This is a genomic window from Pseudomonas sp. LBUM1647, from assembly GCF_059716175.1.
This window is the reverse complement of sequence record NZ_CP166809.1, coordinates 2,712,458-2,732,014: the sequence shown is the minus strand read 5'-3', so window position 1 is coordinate 2,732,014 and position 19,557 is coordinate 2,712,458. Positions and strand designations below refer to the sequence as shown.

Below are 19,557 nucleotides of genomic sequence, written 5' to 3'. Positions count from 1 at the left end.
ATCATTTTTTCAGGAACACCGCCACGGGACTGTCCTCACGCAACGCGTAACAGGTATTGAGCAGTTGACCGGTGGCGTTGCTGTAAGCCTCGGTGTCTGCCGCCGTGCGCGGCGCGACCAGGGCGCGGGCCATGGGGATGGTCTGAAACGCCGTCGTAGCCATCGGCAGCAGCAACTCGGTCAAATGCACGCAGCCACCGATCCCGCCAAACAGCTCTTTGATCCGACGCGAGAACCCCGACCCGATCCGCTCGCCGAGCAATTTTTCATAGCCCGGTATTGCACCGCGACACTGGCTGGTGGGCACGTCGGGCATGGCGACATGCACCTCACGCACAATAAAGTCATCGTCCAGGGTCAGACGGATCATCATTCCGTGGTAGGTCTGCTCCGCTGCCACGATCCGGCCTTCCGCCAGGGTCACGGGATGAGTCTTGCTGTCGCTCAATCGTCCTTCGATATCCCACAGGCCATCCGCACGCAAATAGCCCTGGCACTCAACCTTGCGCCGATGAATCAACCGGCGCCCCCACTCGTCGACTTCCTCGCTCATCATTCAAATCGTCCTCTTGCGACGGCGGCGCCAGACCAGCACGCCCACCAGCAACGCGATGATCGCAACGACCGGCGGCGCGGCAGCCTTGAGCTTGGGCATGACCACATGCTTCAAGGCATACAACTGCCCTTGGCGCATGTAGTCGTAACCCACGGGCATCGGCAGTACACCGTTGGCGCGGGCGTATTCGGCGTAGTCGGCCTGCATGCTCTGGAAGCGCTGCGGCATTTGCTGCTGCAAGTCGACCACTTCACCGGGGTCGGTGGCGATGTTGTAGAGGTGCCATTGTTCGTTGCCCACCGGTTTCAGGCTTTTCACCAGTTTGTAGTCGCCTTTGAACAGCGCTGCACTGCCGGACAGTTCATAACCGATGGCCTGATCCTCGGGATGCACGCGCTCGGCTCTGCCTTGTAGCACCGGCACCAGACTGCCGCCGATCAACGGCTCGACGGCTTTTCCCTGGTAATGGCCGTCGTGGGGTTTGATACCGGCGACCTCCAGCAGGGTCGGGACAATGTCGGTGACATGGGTGAAGGTTTTGGCAATGTGATTGGCCTGGATGCCGGGCACCCCAGAAACGATCAATGGGGTGCGCAAGCCGCCCTCGCCCGCAAAGAACTTGTAGCCGCTCAAGGGCGAGGCCCCGGCGCTGGCCCAACTTGGACCAATGCTGGTGAAGGCACCCTTGCTGCCCAGGCGATCGAGTTGACGGGTGTAGTTCATTTCCAGCCACACCCGCAGTGCTGGAAGGGTGTAAGGGTCGGTGGGTTCACTGCCGTTATCGGACAGAAACACAAACACGGTGTTGTCGTACTCGCCGGTGGCTTTAAGGTGGGCGATCAGGCGGCCGATCTCCCGGTCCATGGTTTCGCCCATGCCGGCATAGACCTCCATACGCCTCGCTTCGTAGCGTTTTTCGTTCTCATCCAATGCATCCCAGTCGGCGGTGCTGGCCATCGTCTGCATACCGACTCCCGCAGGCATCAACCCCAGCTCCACGGCCCGGTCGCGACGGGCCTTGCGCAATGCGGTCCAGCCTTCGTCATAGCGACCGCGGTATTTGTCGATGACATCCTTGGGCGCCTGGATGGGAACGTGATTGGCCTGAAAACCCAGATACGCGAAGAACGGTTTGCCGTCCTCCCGGTCGGCGGCGATGTAATCCATGGCTTTGTCGACGATAAAGGTCGATGAGTAATAGTCCTTGGGCAGGTGCGCCGGCTGTCCGTTCTCGAACCAGGCAGCCTTGTCGTACAGCGGCGCATACGGCCGCTCTTGCCAGTTGTCAGAGCCGCTGTCGGCCTGGATGAACGAGCGGTCGAAACCGCGGTTGTTCGGCAAGGTGTCAGGGGTTTTGCCCAAATGCCATTTGCCGGTGATGTAGGTGTGATAGCCGCCGTCCCTGAGCAGGCTAGCCACGGTGATCGCATTGTCGTTGAGCACGCCGCTGTAACCGGGCTTGCCCAGGTGTTCTTCGGGCATGGTTTCCGGCATGTTGCCGACGCCGTTGCGGTGGTTGTCGACGCCAGTCAGCAGCATCGAACGTGTGGGCGAGCAGGAGGCCGTGACGTGAAAGTCCGAGAAACGCACGCCTTCGCGGGCCAGGGTGTCGATGTTGGGCGTGGCAATTTCGCTGCCGAAGGAGCCGACATCGCTGTAGCCCCAATCGTCGGCGACCAGTACCACGATGTTCGGCTGTTTGGGGGCTGCGAAACTTTGGGTGGCGAAGGCTAGAAAACACAGGGCCAGGGCAAGCGGCTTCAACGGAATCATTCATGGTTTCCTTTTTTGTGGGAGCGAGCCCTGTGGCGAGGGGGCTTGCCCCCGTTGGGCTGCGAAGCAGCCCCAAAATCTCTGATGCAACAAGATCCTGTGAGTGCTACGCACTCAAACGGGGGCAAGCCCCCTCGCCACAGGGCTCGCTCCCGCAGTTGATCGGTGTTTGGCTCAAGTCAGGGTTTCAATAGAAGACGTATTAACCGGCGAAACAACCGGCCGTAGGGCGGGCGCAAAATACCCATCACGTCCCATCGCGGTGGAGTGAACACCGAACGTTCCAGGCTGAAGGCCTTGAACCCATACCCTCCCCGGTAACGACCAAACCCCGAGTGACCACAGCCACCAAACGGCAAATCCGTCTGGAACAGGTGCTGCATGACTTCGTTGATACACGCGCCCCCCGAATGGGTACGCTCCAGCACATGCCTGGCTTCAGCGCGGTTGTCGCCGAAGTAATACAGCGCCAAGGGCCGCGGATGCGCATTGATGTACTCAAGCGCTTCGTTGATATGGCGATAGCCGCGAATCGGCAGCAGCGGGCCGAAGACTTCCTCTTGCATCACCAGTGTCGAGTCCGGCGGATCAACCAGCAGGGTCGGCGCGATCTTGCGTGAAGCGCTCAAGTCCTCGTTGCCCGGATTGACCTCGATCACCCTGACGCACTGTTCGCGGGCGTCTTGCAGACAGGTTTGCATCCGCAGGTATTGCCCGGGTGTCGCCATGGCCGTGTAGTCCGGATTGTTCAGCAGCGTCGGGAACAGGCGCTGCAATTCGACCTGCATGAAGCTCAATAAGCGCTCGAGGTCATCCTCGTGCACAAACACATAGTCCGGCGCGATACAGGCCTGCCCACTGCTGACCCCCTTGCCGCCCCAGATGCGTCTGGCAGCGTTTTCCAGGTCAGCGCCGCGACCGATGATGGTCGGGGATTTGCCGCCCAGTTCCAGGGTCAACGGCGTCAGATTTTCTGCCGCAGCGCGCATCACCAGACGCCCGACCCGCGGGCTGCCGGTAAACACCAGATGATCGAGTGGCATGGCAGAAAACGCCGCGCCCAGTTCAGCGCCGCCGATAAAGGCAGCCACCTCGCAGTCATCGAACGCCTGCGCCAGCAGCTCAATCAGCACGCCCGCTGTTGCCGGTGACTGGTCAGAAAACAGAATAATCGCCCGGTTACCGGCTGCCAGCGCTTCGGCCAGCGGCCCAAGTGCGATGGCAATCGGAAAATTCCACGGGGAAATAATGCCGATCGTGCCCAATGGCTGGAAATGAATTTCCGCCCTGGCCCCCAGCCAGCCGCTGCCCAGTTCGGCTTTGCGCCGCTGCGGTTTCATCCAGCGGCGAACATGGTCACGGGCGTACTTGAGGCCTTGGACCGGCAACAGAACATCGGCCATCAGCGATTGGTCATGGCTGCGCCAGCTGAAGTCGCTGGCCAGCGCCTCGCACAACCGTTGCTGATTTTTCAGCAACAGAGTGATGACCCGGTTGATGCGCTCGATGCGCAATTCAGCCGACGGTGGCCCTTCGGCTAGGGATGCGGCTTGTTGGCGGGCGAGCACAGCACGGACCCGCTCGGGTGCAGACTTGGCGTTGGCGGGTTTATCGCCAGGCGTTTTAAGGTCGTGCAGTGCGGAGTGCATGTTCAAGCTCCTATCGTGCGGGCTCATTGGGGCCTACCAGTTCGAAGTCAGGAGAGAACTTGTCCAGCGAGCCGAGCACGTCATAGACCGCTATTTTGCTGCCATCGATCTTCAGGTCCCCTTTGAAGACCGCCTCGATCGGCGACACTTTCTCCGCCAGAATCGCGTTCAGCGTCTCGCGTGTCAGGGTCAGGGTGGCATCGGCCTTGTCGGCGTTGTAATCGGCGATATAAGTCAACGCCGAGTTCTCCAGATTGAGCGTGTAGCGCTTGCCCGACGGACCGACATCCGTGAAGTTCCAGTTGAGGACAATGTGTTTGCCCTCTACATCCGGGGCCTTTAGACGCACACCCAGGTAATCGAAAATGTTGTCGATGGTCAGCGCCCGAAGCATGTCGGGGCTGGCGGTACGCAGCGCTGAAGCGAGTTTTTTACCACCGCTGCGATGCTCCATGGCGGCGGCCAGATAGCTGTTACGCTCCACCGCCGATTCGGTCTGGTAACCCAATTGCTCCAGGGCATCGGCCGCCAGTTCTCGCGCCGCACGGTTGTCCGGTTCGGCGTAAACCAAATGGCTCATGGCTTGTGCCACCCAGCGGTACTGACCGTTGGCAAAGTCATTGCGGGCGCGGTCCAGCACGACCTGCGTACCACCGCCATACTCGACAAATTTCTTGCCGTAATCAGCGTCAGACAGCGCGTCGAGATTGGCCGGATTGGCGTCATACCAGCCCATGTATTGCTGATACACCGCCTTGGCGTTGCGCTGCACCGAACCGTAGAAACCATGGGTAAAGGTTTCGCTGGCCAGGCTCGGCGGGACGTGGTCGCGCATGTATTCGGCAATCTCGACCGGTTTGTAGCCCTTGTTGATCAGGCGCAACGATTGGTCGTGCAGCCACTTGTACATGTCCCGTTGCTTGGACAAATAGTTGACCACGCGCTCATGCCCGAACACGGGCCAACCATGCTGGCCCACCAGGATGTCGGAACCCGGGGCGAACCGATGCAGGGCCTCATTGAGGTATTTCGACCAGGCTAGGCCATCACGGATTGTCGCCCCACGCAGCGTCAGTAACTGATGCTGGGTTGGCAGCGCCAACTCACCGGTATCGAGCACTTTGAACTGCGGAAAATAGTGGATGAACTCGGCCGGGGCCTCGGTGCCGGGAGCCAGCATGTTGACGATCTCTACGCCATCGATGGTCAGCGTTTGAACCGGCTGACTGAGCTCGATGGTCGGCGGGATCAGGGTGATGGTGCCGTTGGACAAGGCCTTGGCACCTCCCAGGTCGATCTGGCCCTGGGCACTGCGGGGCAACGTCGTACCAAACTGGTATTCGGCGCGGCGGCTCATGGCGTTGCCGGCCATCACGTTTTCGGCCACCGCCGTCGCCATGAACCCCGCCGGAGCAATGATCTGCACCTTGCCCGACTTCACGTCCGCCTCATCGACGATGCCGCGGATACCGGCAAAGTGATCGACATGACTGTGGTTGTAGAGCACCGCCACCACCGGTTTTCTCGGCCGATGCTGGTAATAGAGTTCAAGTGACGCATGGGCCACTTCAGTGGCCAGGTTGCAGTCAACGATGATCAGGCCGGTGTTGCCTTCGATGATGGTCATGTTGGTCAGATCAAGACCGCGCACCTGGTAAAAACCATCGGTGACCTTGAACAGTCCGTTGGCCATGCTTTTGCGCGCCTGCTGCCACAGGCTCGGATTGACCGTAGCCGGCGCATCGGCGCTGCCTAGAAATTCGTAGCCTTTAAGGCTGTACACCACGTGACCGTCGGCGGCGGTGGTTTCGGCGTCTGGCAGGCTGGCGATAAAGCCGCGCTGGATGTCGTCTTCCACCTGCAGGTCAACGGCCGGCATGGTGTGTGCCGTGTTCGCGTTGACGGCGATGGTCGCCGCCGTCGCGGCTTTCTGGCCGCCCTGCCCTGCGCTGTTATCGACCGGTTGCAAATGAATGCCGCTTTGACCCCGCGACCATTGCAGGCCCCCGACAATGCTGGCGGCCAATACTGACACCGTCAGCACTACACGGATTTTCTTCATCGCACGGTCTCTCTGTAGTTGTTGTTCGAATACCGTTTCGATGGTGCAAGCAAGTGCGCCCGGGCTGCTGGTCTTCTCGATCAATTCGTCTGTCTTCACAGACCAGGTAACACCCAATGTCACTGAGTCATGAGGACAACCTGTGGGAGCGACCTGTGGTGAGGGGATTTATCCCCGTTGGGTCGCGAAGCGACCCTGAACCTGTGATTACGGTGTTTCAGAAAAACCGTATTCACCGGGTTTGCGACTGCTTCGCAGCCGAACGGGGATAAATCCCCTCACCACAGCTCGCTCCCGCAAGGATTGCAGTGTCCTTAGCTCTGCTACATCCCTCCCCTGCGGACAACCGCTTTCGTTGCAATGACCTGCGACAGCACCGCGTGCATTCCTACTATCGGCCCCATCAACGACGCCAACAGAGCGCTAACAATAAGGGGAGTTGTCATGATTGAAGATGTCTTGCTGTACGAAATCGTCGGCCCGGTGGCGCGCCTGACGCTCAATCGGCCAAGGGCCATGAACGCGCTGAACCTGGCGACACTCGCCGAGCTCGAACGCTGCCTCAACGACATTGCACTGAACGATGAATTGCGTGCGGTCATCCTCACCGGCAACGGCCCGGCCTTCTGCGCCGGTGCCGATCTGAAGGAAGTCCTGGCCGGCTCCACGCTGCCTGCGGGCGACGCCGACTTTCTCGACCGTGCCAATCAGGTCTTCGGTCAGTTGCGCAACTTTCCCAAACCGGTGATCGCCGCGCTCAACGGCGTGACCATGGCCGGCGGCCTGGAACTGGCCATGTGCGCCGACATCGTGGTGGCGGCGCAAACCGCGACCCTTGCCGACGCTCACGCCAACTTCGGCGTTTACCCCGGCGCGGGTGGCGCGGCGGTGCTGCCACGGCTAATCCCGCTGAACATCGCCATGTACCTGCTGATGACCGGCAAATCGCTCTCGGCCACGGAAATGAAGGGCTACGGCCTGGTGTGTGAAGTCCACGCCGACGCCGAACTCGCCGACGCCGCCCTGGCATTGGCCAACCAGATCGCGAAAAAGAGCCCGATCGCCCTGCGCCGCATGAAAGAAGTGGCCCGCGCCTCCGCCGACAAGTCCCGCGACGACGCCTTGCAGCACGAGCAAGTGATGTTGCGCCAGCACCTGCGCACCGCCGATTTCCAGGAAGGGCTGCAGGCCTTTGGCGAAAAACGCGCACCGAACTTCAAGGGCCGCTAGGCCGCCACGTCCCCGCCATCTCAGGAACAGACAATGAACGATATCTACGTAGTGGGCGTCGGCATGACGCCGTTCGGACGTTTGCTGGAGCGCAGCGTCTACGACATGGTCGACGAAGCCGTCGGTCTGGCGTTGAAGGATGCCGGTGCTACCACCGCTGAGGTCGGCTCGGTGTACTACAGCACCATGACCAATGGCATGTTGCAGGGTCAGACCGGTATTCCGGGTCCGATCGCCATGCGCCGCATCGGCATCGAAGGGGTACCGGTGTTCTCGGTCGAGAACGCCTGCGCGTCCGGCTCTTCGGCGTTCAACCTCGCTACCCTGGCACTGCGCGCCGGTCAGTGCGACATCGCCCTGGCGGTCGGCGCCGAGAAAATGAACATCCCGGACAAAGCCAAGATGTTCGCCGTGTTCGACGGCGGCTGGGACGTCTCCACCGTCGAGCAGAACAAGCACACCCTGCTGGCCATGGGCGAAGGCATCGTGCCGCCGCCGGGCACCGTGTCCGAACGCCCTTACAGCGTGTTCATGGATGTGTATGCCGCCATTTGCCGTAATCACATGCTGCGTTACGGCACTACCCAACGGCAGATTGCGGCCGTCGCGGCAAAGAACCACCAGCACTCGGTGCACAACCCTCTGGCCCAGTTCCAACAAGCGTTCAGCATTGATGAAGTGTTGGCCTCGCCGCCGATCTGCTACCCGCTGACGACCCTCATGTGTTCGCCGATCAGCGACGGCGCCGCCGCCGTGGTGCTGTGCAACGCCGACGGTCTGAAGCGTTTGAAAAACGCCGGCGACCGCGCCGTTCGCGTGCTGGCCAGCGTGGTGCAGACCGGCACCAACCGTGGCCTGGATGAGCCGGAAAAGATCGTCGCGCACCTGGCGGCGAAAAAAGCCTACGCCCAGGCCGGTATCAATCCATCCGACGTCGACGTTGCGGAAGTCCATGACGCCTCGGCCATCGGTGAAATCCTCAACGCCGAATCGCTGATGTTGGTGCCCTTCGGCGAAGGAGGCCCGGCGGCCGAGCGCGGTGATTTCACCGTCGGCGGTCTCATGCCGATCAACCCGTCCGGCGGCCTCGAATCCAAGGGCCACCCGATCGGCGCCACCGGTCTGGGGCAAATCCATGAATTGGTCACACAACTGCGCGGCGAAGCCGGCAAACGCCAGGTCGATGGGGCCCGCGTTGCCATTCAGGAAAACGGTGGTGGCCTGTTCGGCATCGAAGAAGCCGTGGTCGCCGTCAACATTCTCGCCAACAAAGATATTTAAGGAGAACCCCATGGGACACGTTATGCGCACCCCGGAACAACTCGAAGCCGTCGAGAGTTTCCGTCGCTTCCTGGCCGACAAGATCGACCCGGTGTTCAACAAGGAATACCGCGACAAGTTTATCCCTCGGGAAAAAATGGCCGAGATCATGCGCCAGCTCACCGAGTTCGGCATGATCTCCGGCGCCGTCAGCGAAGCCAACGGCGGTCTGGGCCTGGACTGGCCGACCATGATCATGCTTTTCGAAGAAGTCGCCGCGTGCTCGGTGGATTTGTCGACGCCGGTGGTCATCAACTCCTTTGGCGCGCAGATGCTGGAGAAACTCGCCCCGGATCATCTGCGCGAGCGTTACCTGCCGGGCCTGATCAGCGGCGATTCGTTCGTCAGCGTCGCCATCTCGGAACCGGACGTCGGCTCCAACGTGCTGGAAATCAAGACCCGCGCCCGTCGCGATGGCGATGATTTCATCATCAATGGCGAGAAAACCTGGATCAGCAACGGTTCCTACTCCGACTTCCTGATCTGCACCTGCCGTACCGGCGATGACCCGCGCAAAGGTTTGACTCACTTCCTGCTGGACCGCAAAGAGCATCCGTACGAAGTCCAGAACATCCACAAGATGGCCTGGAACAGTCAGTCCACCGCGCAGATTTTTCTCAACGACGTGCGTGTTCCGGCCAGCAACATCATCGGCAACGAAGGCGAAGCGCTGAAAAACACCCTGTCGTTCTTCGAGCGCTCGCGGGTGTTTGTCGCCGCTCAAGGCCTGGGCATCGGCCGTCGCTCGCTGGAAGAAGCCGTGCGTTACGCCAAGGAGCGCAAACAGCACGGCAAGCTGATCGCCGGCCACCAATTGATCAGCGCCATGCTGGCGGAGATGGCGACCAACGTTGATGCGGCCCGCCTGCTGACCTACCGCGCCGCCGAGATGATCGGTGCCGGCATCCCGGCAGAAATGGAAGCGGCCATGGCCAAATACTTTGCCTGTGAAGCCGCGGTGACCATCGCCCGTCAAGCGGTGCAGATTCATGGCGGCGCCGGTGTGACCACCGACTTCCTGGTCGAGAAACTGGCCCGTGAAGCGATCATCGTGCCGATTCCGGAAGGCACCACACAGATCCAGCAACTGATCATTGGCCGCGCCCTGACCGGGGTCAACGCGTTCTGATCAACCGCTCGTTCGATTCCTAACAATAACAACCCGGCCCCATCGGGCCGGGCAGCGAACAGGGACACATTCATGCGTATTCAAGACAAAGTCATCGTAATCACCGGCGGCGCCTCGGGCCTGGGTCTGGCTACCGCGCATTACATGGCGGGCGAGAAAGCCGCCCGCGTGGCGATCTTCGACCTGAACATCGAAGCCGGGGAAAAAGCCGTCGCCGAGATCGGCGCCGACCGCGCGATGTTCGTGCAGACCGACGTCAGCGATGAAGCCTCGGTGCAGAACGCAGTCGATGCCGTCATCGCCAGATTCGGTGCGATTCATGTGTGCATCAACGGCGCGGCCGTGCCGACCGGTTTCAAAGTGCTGGGCAAGGAAGGCAAGGCTGCGCCGCTGTCGCGCTTCGCCCAAGCCACGGCGATCAACCTCAATGGCGTGTTCAACGTCATGTCCAAGTGCGCCGAGCACATGGCCAACAACGAAGCCGAAGCCGGCGAAGAACGCGGTGTAGTGATCAACGTGTCGTCCGGTGCCGCCTACGAAGGTCAGGTGGGTCAGTGTGCTTATGCGGCTACCAAAGCTGGCGTGATCGGCATGAACATGCCGGCCGCACGTGAACTGGGTGCGATTGGAGTTCGGGTCAACGCCATCGCGCCTGGCCTGTTCCTGACCACCATGGTGGCCGGGCTCGACGAGAAAATCCTCAATTCCCTGAAAGAACAGATGGAAGCCCCCAAGCGCTTGGGTGACATGCGCGAGTTCGCCCATTGCTGTGCCTTCCTGATCGAGAACGCCTACGTCAATGGCGAGACCATCCGCCTCGACGCCGCCTCGCGCATGCGTGCCCGGTAAACGCCTCGTTCTCTTGAGCCAGTCATACAGGGCCAACACACCATGAAAATGAACTTCAGCCGAATCATGCGCTTGCTCGCGCTGCGTCATCGCGACCAAGAGGCGATCGTCAACGTCGAGCGCAACCGACGTTATACCTATGAGCAATACCACCTGCTGACCAACCGCGTGGCCGATGTTCTGCGCAGCGTGCTGCAGGTTCGCGCAGGCGAACGCTTCATGCTGATCCTGGAAAACGACAACCTCAGCCTGATGATGTTTCCCAGCACCTTCAAGCAGGAAGGCACGGTGGTCATGACCAACCTGCGCGATCCGCTCGAGGAGCACGCGCGGCAGATCGATCTGGTCCAGCCACGGGTGGTCTTTCTCGAAACCCGTTTGCTCGATAGCTACTACGGCATGCTTCGCAGCCGCGGTTGCGAGATTGTCGTGATGGACCCGCCCACCGCCGAGCAATCCACCCTCCCCGGCGTGCACAGCTTCTGGCCGATGGTGGAAGCCGCCTCCGACCTGGACAACGACGTAGCCCTCGATACCGACCAGCACATCTGCATGTTGCGCTTCACCGGTGGCACCACCGGCAAGGGCAAGTGCGCGATGTACTCCATCGATAACTGGATGGCCTGCCGTGATGCGGCGTTCATCAACACCGACCTGGGATTGTCCAGCGCGACACGGCTGCTGCATGTGTCGCCGCTGTCCCACGGCACGCTAATGCTGTTCTTTCCCACGGTTTACGGCGGTGGCACCAACATCACACTGAACCAGTTGGACATGGAATGCTGGCGGCAGATTGTCGAAAGTGAGCGCGTTAGCCATTCGTTCCTGGTGCCAACCGTACTTTACCGTCTGCTGGAGTTGCAGCGCGCTGACCCGAAGGACTTCTCGTCCCTGACCACGCTGATTTATGGCGCGGCGCCCATGAGCCCGGACAAACTCGGGGAACTGGTGGCCTGTTTCGGGCAGATTTTTGTCCAGGGTTACGCCGCTACCGAGTCGCCAATGATCATCGCGGCGCTCGACAAGGCCGCGCACCAGCCCGGTGATGCCACTGCGCTGCAACACTTGTCATCGGCGGGCCGCCCGACCCCGGGCGTCGAAGTGTTTATTGCCGACCTCGACGGCAACCCGCTGCCGGTTGGCGAAACCGGAGAAATCCGCATTCGCTGCAAAGCGATCATCAAGGGCTACTACGAAAACCCGGAAGCGACGTCGGCGGAATTCGACGATGGCGCATGGAAGTCCGGCGACCTGGGTTACATCGATGGCGACGGCTACCTGTACATCGTTGATCGGCTCAAGGACATGATCATCAGCGGCGGTTTCAACGTCTATGCGGTGGAAGTAGAGGCCGCGCTGGCAGCGCACCCATCGGTGCTGATGGCGGCAGTGGTCGGTATTCCGCATCCGGAATGGGGTGAAGCGGTGCATGCCGAAGTGATCCTGCGTCAGGGGGAAGCGGTCACTTCTGAAGAATTGATCGCACAGACCCGTACTCGACTGGGCGGCTACAAGGCGCCGAAATCGCTGGTGTTTGTCGATGAACTTCCCACCTCAGTGGTCGGCAAAGTATTGCGCCGACAAGTACGGGAAAAGTACTGGCAGGGTTCGTTGCGCAAGATCAGTTGAGGTGCGGCGTAGCGTCTGCTCGCTGGAGCAGGCGCTGGCCCCTACACATGTCCTACATCATGAGCGTGCGCATGTCGCTGGTCATGCCTCTGATTGGCCCCAGCGTCTGGAATACCTTGTGCTAGGCTTTTTTCTCACGTGATGCGATGCGTTTGAATCAACCCATTCCCTGGATGACGGAGCTCGGCAATGAAAACCACTGCTTCCTGGCTAACGATCGCACTGGCAAGTCTGGTGCTCAGTGCCTGTGCCGCCGTAGGCCCCGGCAGCGGAGGCCCCGGCGAGACAGAGATTCGCTCGGGCAAGATCGAACAGATCGTGCTCACACAGATGCAGACCAATCACGACAGCGGGGTCGGGGCCATTCTTGGCGGGCTCGCCGGCGTCGGCATCGGCAGTCTGATCGGCAATGGCACGGGTCGGGATGTCGCCATGGTAGCCGGCGCCCTTGCCGGTGCAGCCGGTGGCAACTACGCGGAAAAAAAACGTTATGACCAACCCAAGGAAGCGCAACAGATCATCGTTCGGGTGAGAAGTGGTGTACTGGTATCGGTGACTCAGCCGATCAACCCGGCGCTGAGCAAAGGCATGAACGTTTACATCGAAGGCACCGGAAACGACGCCCGGGTTGTTCCGCAAAGCTAAATTGCGCAAACAGAACAATCAGCGGAAGTACCCCGTACTTACTTGGGGAACAAAAACGTCACCGCCGCCCGTACGCCCCAGCCTCGGGCCCCGTCTTCCGGGCTGTCAGCCCAGTAACGCGGCCCGAGCTGAATCGTCAACGGTTGCCCCGCCACTTTCAGCAGTTGGGTGACGGTCGCATTCACCGGGACGGCCCACTCCTTGGTTTGCCAGTTGTAAACCGACTCGGTATTGACCCCGAAGGTGGTGTAGGTGGCGGTGGTGTACGACAGGAACGGTTGCAGGAACGTCTGGTTAACCTTCTGCGCACCATTTGACCCCTCACCGTCCAGGCTCCAGATGTGGTTGGCCAGAATGCCTCGGGTCCAGCCGTGCGATTGTTTCAGTGCCACCACCGTGGGACCAAGTCCCCATTGGCGACTGCTCAACAGGCTATCGCTGCCGGTGGGAATCAGGATCGCCGGCCCGCCCCCAAGGATCCAGCCATTGTGCGTCGGCGCTTTGGGGGAGAAGAAGAAGCTCTGGGTCACGTCGCCGATACCGGATTTGTCCGCCGCGCCATTCGGGGCCAGGCCATGCTGATCTATCACCGGCAAAATCGTGCGCGAAATCAGGTTCCACTCACTGTTCAATTCGAATGGCAGCACCGGCTGGATATTGGTCACGCTGTGCATGCCCTCGCCCGTCGGCCCCATCTTCTGGTCCCATGTGTACTGGATCGGCAGGCTATACATCGCCGCAATCGGATTGAGGGCTTTTTTGGCCAGTTCGGCAGAATCTTCCGCGGGGGCCAGCCCCACAGGTGCAAAGCAAACACTGCAACTGAGCAGCAGGTACTTCGGTTGATTGATCAGCATGTTTTAACTCCCGACGGAATCAACTGCTATCGATCAGTGAGCCACTCTTGTGGTTGCTCGCTCTTGATTAGGGCATTGGCACCACGGTGTAGAAAACGCCGTTGGCTCCGTAGGCAGGTCGTACCCAAGAATTTCCGCACTGATAATAAGTACCGCCTGAAACGGTCCTCAGCCCACATCCGGAGGGAAGACTGACAAAGGTCGTGCCCATGGGCATGGTCGACGGTGCGGAGGCCGACATTCCCGCGCTATAGCCCGCCCCGTAGGCGTTGTTGTTTGCATTTTGATTGGCCGTTGTGGCGATGGCGGCGCCGGCCACCACCCCTACCGCTGCCGCGGCGGCGGGATTCACGCCCTCGTTATAACCGCAGTTGTAGCAGCCGCTGCTGGCATAAACAGCGGTCGGCGGGTGGTAGTAGCTGGTGCCATAGGTCGCCGGATGGTAGGCCGTCGTACCATATCCGTTCGCATGGTAGCCGCTGGCAGTGGCACCGTATTCACCCTGAGCATGCCACGCGCCCTCACCGCCGGAAGCCGTACCTCCTTCGGCTCCGGTGCCATGCCACGAACCCTCGCCACCGGAGGCGGTGCCGCCATTTTCGTCTTTGCCGCTCCAACTACCGCCACCACCCGAGGCCGAGCCGCCGCGATAGCCTGATCCGCTCCAGCTGCCACTACCGCCGGACGCCGATCCGCCTCGATTGCTTTCTCCGCTCCAACTGCCACCGCCGCCCGAAGCCGACCCGTATTCACCGGAGTGACTCCAGGAGCCACCGCCACCGGAAGAGCGCCCGAAGCTGGAAGCGTGCGACCAGGCCGCCGCTTGATTACAGGTGAGCGCCGCGACTAACAGGCCGGCGAATTTCAAGGTAGATCTGTTCATGGTTCAGTCTCCTCGCTCAGGGTTTCGCGACCGGTGCTTTAACCCCTTCCGGGGCGCGCAGGTCGGGTGGCGGAGCAAACTGAATCCTGTGTGCATTCTCGATGTGCTCTGGCTTGAAGAAGTCCGCAGACAGCGCCGAGCCAAGCTTCCAGTCACTGAACGCGACCTGATGCCGGGATTGGGTAGGATCGTCACGAAACACCGCACGCAGCATGCGCGGCAGCTTGTCTTGCGTGCCGATCCAGGCTTGGACGAACACCACGTCATTGGCGTAGGCAATCACATCCGTCGTGGTATCGCCGACCACCGTGGACTGACCGATGTAAAACGCCAGGCGCATGTCCCTTCGCAGATCTTTGTAGGGATCGGCAACGATGACATCGGTAAAGGGAAAATAGATTGCCGCGCGCTGGTAGGCCGCCTCAAGGGTTGCATCGATGGTGGGAGGCGCCTCTGCCTGCGCCAACAGGTTTTCCTTCGGCTCAAAGGCATAGGCTTGCTTGCCGTCGTAGTAAAACTCGGTCGCAGGCCCATCGCCCGAGGTCAACACGCGCAGGCGATCGGGTCGCTGCACATTGACGAGTGCCACGGTGTTATAGGCCAAGGGTGGCCCCAGCCGGCTGGGCTTCTCGTAAGTGGTGATGGCCTTGAAACTCATGCCTTGGGCGCCTGCCAGCCTGGCGCTCATGGCCTTCAAGACCTCCAGCGCCTTGGGCTCCAGTTGAACTGCTGGAGCATCAACGGCAGGGGTTTGGGCCGCATACAAAGGAGCTGCAAACAAGCCTATGACCCAACCGAGAGAGAACAACCGGACGAGCTGTAGAAGGTGTGACATCGCTTGCTCTCCGCAGAGATCAGGTCAGGGTTTTAAGCGTAGCTCCGGAAGTAAAACCGCAACGGATTAATTTTCCGTGCCACGCGAACTCCCGGCTGCAAAACCCGGTTTGATGATGCTCGCCATTCGATCAGTAAGCAAAACCGACGCCCGGACCGAACTGGGCATTCCTATCTGGATGAGATGTCGCCGACCAAACTGTAAGCCCCATGAAACAACAGTCCACGGACGGGAAATCAGTTACTGGATAATTCGCAATTCATACCTACTCTCTTTTCGGGGGATCCAAAATTTCATGAGCGGTCGGGCGCTCGTCTCAGAGTACTAACGCTAGTGCACAGGAGCTCAACATGAACCGGACAAAGTTATCCTCGCTGTTCGCTGTATCAGTGCTGTTGTCTGCAATGGTTCTCCCCGGCATGACCCAAGCGGCGGACAAACCACCGAACATTGTGGTGATCATGGGCGACGACATCGGCTGGTCCAATATCGGTGTCTACAACCAGGGCATGATGGCCGGTCGAACACCCAACCTCGACCAGCTCGCGGCTGAAGGCATGCGTTTCACCGACTACTACGCCGAGGCCAGTTGTACCGCCGGGCGCGCCAACTTCATTACCGGCGAACTGCCGATCCGTACCGGGATGACGACTGTCGGGCAGGCCGGTTCTCCCATTGGTATTCCCGCCGAAGCGGTCACCATTGCCACCACACTCAAGTCCATGGGCTACGCCACCGGCCAGTTCGGCAAGAACCACTTGGGCGACTTGAACGAATTCCTGCCGACCGTGCATGGTTTCGACGAATTCTTCGGCTATCTCTATCACCTCGACGCCATGGAAGATCCGGCGCACCCCAATTATCCGCAAGATCTTCTACCCACCGTCGGCCCGCGGAACATGGTTCACAGCTGGGCCACGACGACTGACGATACGACCGTGATGCCGCGCTGGGGCAAGGTCGGCAAACAGAAAATCGAAGACGCCGGCACCCTCTATCCGGACCGGATGAAAACCGTCGATGACGAGATTCGCGACAAGGCCTTTGCCTTCGTCGACAAGGCCAAGCAGGACAACAAACCGTTCTTTCTCTGGCTCAACCCTACGCGCATGCACATCGTCACTCACCTCTCCGACAAGTACCAAGCCATGCGCAATGCGCAAAATGGCTGGTCGGAACAGGAAGCCGGCATGGCGCAGCTCGATGACATCGTCGGTGACGTCATGGCCAAGCTGAAAAAAGACGGCATGGATGACAACACCATCGTGATATTCACCACCGACAACGGTGCGGAAAACTTCACCTGGCCGGATGGCGGTCAAACGCCGTTTGCCATGGGTAAAGGCACGGTCATGGAAGGTGGCTTCCGGGTGCCGGCGATCATTCGGTGGCCGGGCAAAGTGCCGGCCAACCAGATAGCCAACGGCATCATGTCCGGGATGGACTGGTTCCCGACCCTGGTCGCGGCGGCAGGCAACCCGAACATTGGCGCTGAACTGCTCAAGGGCAAGCAACTGGGCGACAGAACCTACAAGGTCCACCTCGACGGCTACGACCAGACGCCGATGATTACGGGCAAAGGTCCATCCAATCGCCATGAGGTTTTCTACTTCGGCGAGAGTGCACTGGGCGCCGTGCGGATCGATGACTACAAGTTCCGCTTTATCGACCAGCCCGGGGGGTGGATGGGTGCCAAACTGGCGGTGGACGTGCCAATCCTGACCAACCTGCGCCTTGACCCTTTCGAACGTACCGGCTGGCCGGAAAACCAGGCGGCTGAAGGGTCGCAACAGTACTTCGACTGGTTCAAGTACCAGTTCTGGCGCTTCGTGTTTGTTCAGCAACAGGTCGCCAAACTGGCCGAAACCGCGATTGAGTTCCCGCCGATGCAAAAAGGCGCGAGTTTCAACCTCGACTCTGTCAAAGCGAAGATCGAAGCAGCCCGAGCAGCCATGGCCAAATAAGCAGTCGAGCTTAGGGGTGGTCGATGCTGGCCACCTGCGTTCGGGAAGGACATTTGCTGAGGTAAACCAATGCAGATAAAAACGACAACGCTGCCCGTCTTCACTGTGCTAGCCCTGTGCAGTCAGCACGCTTACGCCGGCGGCATCATGCTCTATGAAATTGGCACCGATAACGCCGGTCTGGCCAACGCCGGCGCCGCGGCCCGTGCTCAAGGCCCCTCGACCATCGCCAGTAACCCGGCGGGCATGAGTTATCTGCCCGGCACACAGATCACCGGTGGTTTGCAGATTCTCTACGGCGACCTGAGCTTCGATCGCGACTCAAACACCAATGGCACCGGCACTGGCAGTGGTAACGCCCTTGACCCGATTCCCGGTGGCAGCTTCTTCGTCAGCCATCAACTCGATGACCACTGGAGCGTTGGCTTCGGCCAGTACGCTGACTTTGGCCTGGCGGCCAATTATGACAACGAATGGTCCGGGCGCTACTTCGCACAAAACGCCAGCCTCGCCGGTTTGTCTTTTGTGCCCAGCGTGGCTTATCGCTTTAACGAGCAATGGTCGGTGGGCGTTGGCGTGAAAGCCATGTACGGCATGTTGCAAGCCCAAACCGCGATCGACCGCGCGCCTTTCGGCTTCACCGACCGCAGCGACGGCCAGTTCAAATACAAAGACAACGATTGGGGTTTCGGCGCGAACGTGGGGGTGATCTATGCCCCGCAACCCGGCACCCGCATTGGCCTGGCCTACACCAGCAAGGTCGATCTGGACTTCGAGGACGGGCTGGACGTCAAAGGCGACGGGCCCGCTCTGGAGCGCCTGGACGGCCTGAACACCCAACTCGACATGACCGTGCCGCAAACTGCAACGCTGAGTCTGTTCCAGCAACTCGACCCGCAATGGGCCCTGCTGGCCTCGGTCAACTGGCAGGACTGGTCAGAGTTTGGTGATATCGCGGTACAAGTCGACACCACTGCGTTTGGCGCTCAATCGACGACGGTCGACGCCCATTTCAAAGACACCTGGCAACTGGCGCTCGGCGCGCAGTATCAGGCCACGCCGCAACTGTTGTGGAACGTTGGTGTGGCGTATGACAGCAGTGCCGTTTCGGACGGCAACCGAACATTTACCGTGCCCATGGGCGAATCCTGGCGCATTGCGACAGGAGCCACCTATGCTCTGAACAAGGTCACCGACATTAATGTCAGCTGGGCCATGGTCTGGCTCGGCGACATGCCGGTGGACCAGACCAAATCCACGTCGGGTATTCGAACTTCCGGTCAGTTCGACAATGCCTGGATTCAAGCCGTGACCGGCAATATGACCTGGCGTTTCTGATGCCCTGCGACCGAAAAAAACGACTAATCCATGGAGCAAACACCACTATGAACCTGTCCCGAAAACTGTTTATTGGCGCTGCGCTGGCCAGCCTGCTGCTCGGCGGTTGCACCTCGAAAGTCACCGAGCGTGAGCAGTATTCCGGCTTCCTGTCCAACTACAACAACTTGCAGCAGGTCACCACCACCAGCGGCGAAACAGCCATGCGCTGGGTGAGCCCGTCCTGGAATCCAGAGGCCTATAACACCGTGGTCTTCAACAAGCTGGAGCTCTACCCGGCGCCCAAGCCCACTGAGCGGGTTAACCAGCAAACCCTGGACGAGTTGCAGAGCTACATGACCAGTAAGGCCAAAGGTGTGCTGGGTCAGAAATATCGGGTGGTATCGAGCGAAAAATCAGCGCCGAAGGGTTCAAAAACCTTGATCATGCGCGCGGCGATCACCGGGGTGAGTGCCGAAAACGAAGGCATGAAGTGGTATGAAGTGGTGCCGGTTGCCGCCGTCGTGGGGGGTGTTTCCGCTGTCAGTGGTCACCGCGATCAGGACACCACACTGTTCATCGAGGCCGAATTTATCGACGCCAGCAACAACCAGACCGTGGCCAAAGTGGTGCGCAAAGTCTTTGGCAGCACCCTGTCAAACGCCAGCCAGAAGATCACCACCAAGGATTTCAAAGTGGCGATCGACAAGCTGACCAGCGATCTACAGGCGTTCATCAAGTAACCCCTGTAGGAGCTGCCGCAGGCTGCGATCTTTTGATCTTGATGTTGTCGGTGTAACCACTGTCGCCAAGATCGCAGGCTTCGCCAGCTCCTACACCGATCGTGTTCACCCCAACC

16 protein-coding genes are annotated in these 19,557 nt (G+C 60.1%); 9 read left to right on the top strand and 7 right to left on the bottom strand.

Annotated features, from left to right (window positions below; all coding sequences use genetic code 11):
• Nucleotide 1: 1 nt before the first annotated feature.
• From ACA059_RS12415 to ACA059_RS12400, 4 genes are all read right to left on the bottom strand, one after another.
• A complete protein-coding gene (locus ACA059_RS12415) occupies nt 2–556 on the bottom strand; it encodes a DUF2889 domain-containing protein (protein ID WP_497634023.1) in 555 nt (184 codons plus the stop codon).
• The gene (locus ACA059_RS12410; RefSeq protein WP_497634022.1) at nt 557–2,329 is read right to left on the bottom strand and encodes an arylsulfatase; all 1,773 of its coding nucleotides are present in this window, start codon (nt 2,327–2,329) and stop codon (nt 557–559) included.
• Nucleotides 2,330–2,508: 179 nt separating this feature from the next.
• Complete coding sequence (locus ACA059_RS12405; protein ID WP_497634021.1) at nt 2,509–3,978, bottom strand: coniferyl aldehyde dehydrogenase; 1,470 nt, start codon at nt 3,976–3,978, stop codon at nt 2,509–2,511.
• A 10-nt stretch (nt 3,979–3,988) separates the two neighbouring features.
• Nucleotides 3,989–6,139 carry an alkyl/aryl-sulfatase gene (locus ACA059_RS12400; protein ID WP_497634020.1) on the bottom strand — a complete coding sequence of 717 codons (2,151 nt, stop codon included), beginning with the start codon at nt 6,137–6,139 and terminating at the stop codon, nt 3,989–3,991.
• Between the two features lie 345 nt (nt 6,140–6,484).
• On the opposite strand from ACA059_RS12400, the gene ACA059_RS12395 reads away from it, so the two are divergent.
• The 6 genes from ACA059_RS12395 to ACA059_RS12370 all read left to right on the top strand — a co-directional run bounded on the left by ACA059_RS12395 (nt 6,485) and on the right by ACA059_RS12370 (nt 12,842).
• Complete coding sequence (locus ACA059_RS12395) at nt 6,485–7,270, top strand: enoyl-CoA hydratase/isomerase family protein (protein ID WP_497634019.1); 786 nt, start codon at nt 6,485–6,487, stop codon at nt 7,268–7,270.
• Nucleotides 7,271–7,303: 33 nt separating this feature from the next.
• Nucleotides 7,304–8,551: a thiolase family protein gene (locus ACA059_RS12390; RefSeq protein ID WP_497634018.1), complete on the top strand. Its 1,248-nt coding sequence runs from the start codon at nt 7,304–7,306 to the stop codon at nt 8,549–8,551.
• A gap of 10 nt (nt 8,552–8,561) precedes the next feature.
• A complete protein-coding gene (locus ACA059_RS12385; protein ID WP_497634017.1) occupies nt 8,562–9,719 on the top strand; it encodes an acyl-CoA dehydrogenase family protein in 1,158 nt (385 codons plus the stop codon).
• Between the two features lie 72 nt (nt 9,720–9,791).
• Nucleotides 9,792–10,568 carry an SDR family NAD(P)-dependent oxidoreductase gene (locus tag ACA059_RS12380; RefSeq protein ID WP_497634016.1) on the top strand — a complete coding sequence of 259 codons (777 nt, stop codon included), beginning with the start codon at nt 9,792–9,794 and terminating at the stop codon, nt 10,566–10,568.
• Nucleotides 10,569–10,610: 42 nt separating this feature from the next.
• A complete protein-coding gene (locus ACA059_RS12375) occupies nt 10,611–12,197 on the top strand; it encodes a class I adenylate-forming enzyme family protein (protein WP_497634015.1) in 1,587 nt (528 codons plus the stop codon).
• A 189-nt stretch (nt 12,198–12,386) separates the two neighbouring features.
• The gene (locus ACA059_RS12370; protein WP_497634014.1) at nt 12,387–12,842 is read left to right on the top strand and encodes an outer membrane lipoprotein; all 456 of its coding nucleotides are present in this window, start codon (nt 12,387–12,389) and stop codon (nt 12,840–12,842) included.
• Between the two features lie 38 nt (nt 12,843–12,880).
• On the opposite strand, the gene ACA059_RS12365 is transcribed toward ACA059_RS12370, so the two are convergent.
• The 3 genes from ACA059_RS12365 to ACA059_RS12355 all read right to left on the bottom strand — a co-directional run bounded on the left by ACA059_RS12365 (nt 12,881) and on the right by ACA059_RS12355 (nt 15,417).
• Nucleotides 12,881–13,699, bottom strand: a complete 819-nt coding sequence (locus ACA059_RS12365; RefSeq protein WP_497634013.1) for a transporter — start codon at nt 13,697–13,699, stop codon at nt 12,881–12,883.
• Between the two features lie 67 nt (nt 13,700–13,766).
• Nucleotides 13,767–14,582 carry a hypothetical protein gene (locus ACA059_RS12360; RefSeq protein WP_497634012.1) on the bottom strand — a complete coding sequence of 272 codons (816 nt, stop codon included), beginning with the start codon at nt 14,580–14,582 and terminating at the stop codon, nt 13,767–13,769.
• 16 nt (nt 14,583–14,598) lie between these two features.
• Entirely contained in the window at nt 14,599–15,417 is an 819-nt protein-coding gene (locus tag ACA059_RS12355) for a DUF2092 domain-containing protein (RefSeq protein ID WP_497634011.1), read from the bottom strand.
• A 350-nt stretch (nt 15,418–15,767) separates the two neighbouring features.
• On the opposite strand from ACA059_RS12355, the gene ACA059_RS12350 reads away from it, so the two are divergent.
• The 3 genes from ACA059_RS12350 to ACA059_RS12340 all read left to right on the top strand — a co-directional run bounded on the left by ACA059_RS12350 (nt 15,768) and on the right by ACA059_RS12340 (nt 19,441).
• Nucleotides 15,768–17,381 (top strand): arylsulfatase, encoded by a 1,614-nt coding sequence (locus ACA059_RS12350; RefSeq protein ID WP_497634010.1) that lies wholly within the window; start codon nt 15,768–15,770, stop codon nt 17,379–17,381.
• A gap of 69 nt (nt 17,382–17,450) precedes the next feature.
• Nucleotides 17,451–18,719, top strand: coding sequence for an OmpP1/FadL family transporter (locus ACA059_RS12345; RefSeq protein WP_497634009.1), 1,269 nt, complete (start codon nt 17,451–17,453; stop codon nt 18,717–18,719).
• 47 nt (nt 18,720–18,766) lie between these two features.
• A complete protein-coding gene (locus ACA059_RS12340) occupies nt 18,767–19,441 on the top strand; it encodes a DUF3313 domain-containing protein (protein WP_497634008.1) in 675 nt (224 codons plus the stop codon).
• Nucleotides 19,442–19,557: the final 116 nt, after the last annotated feature.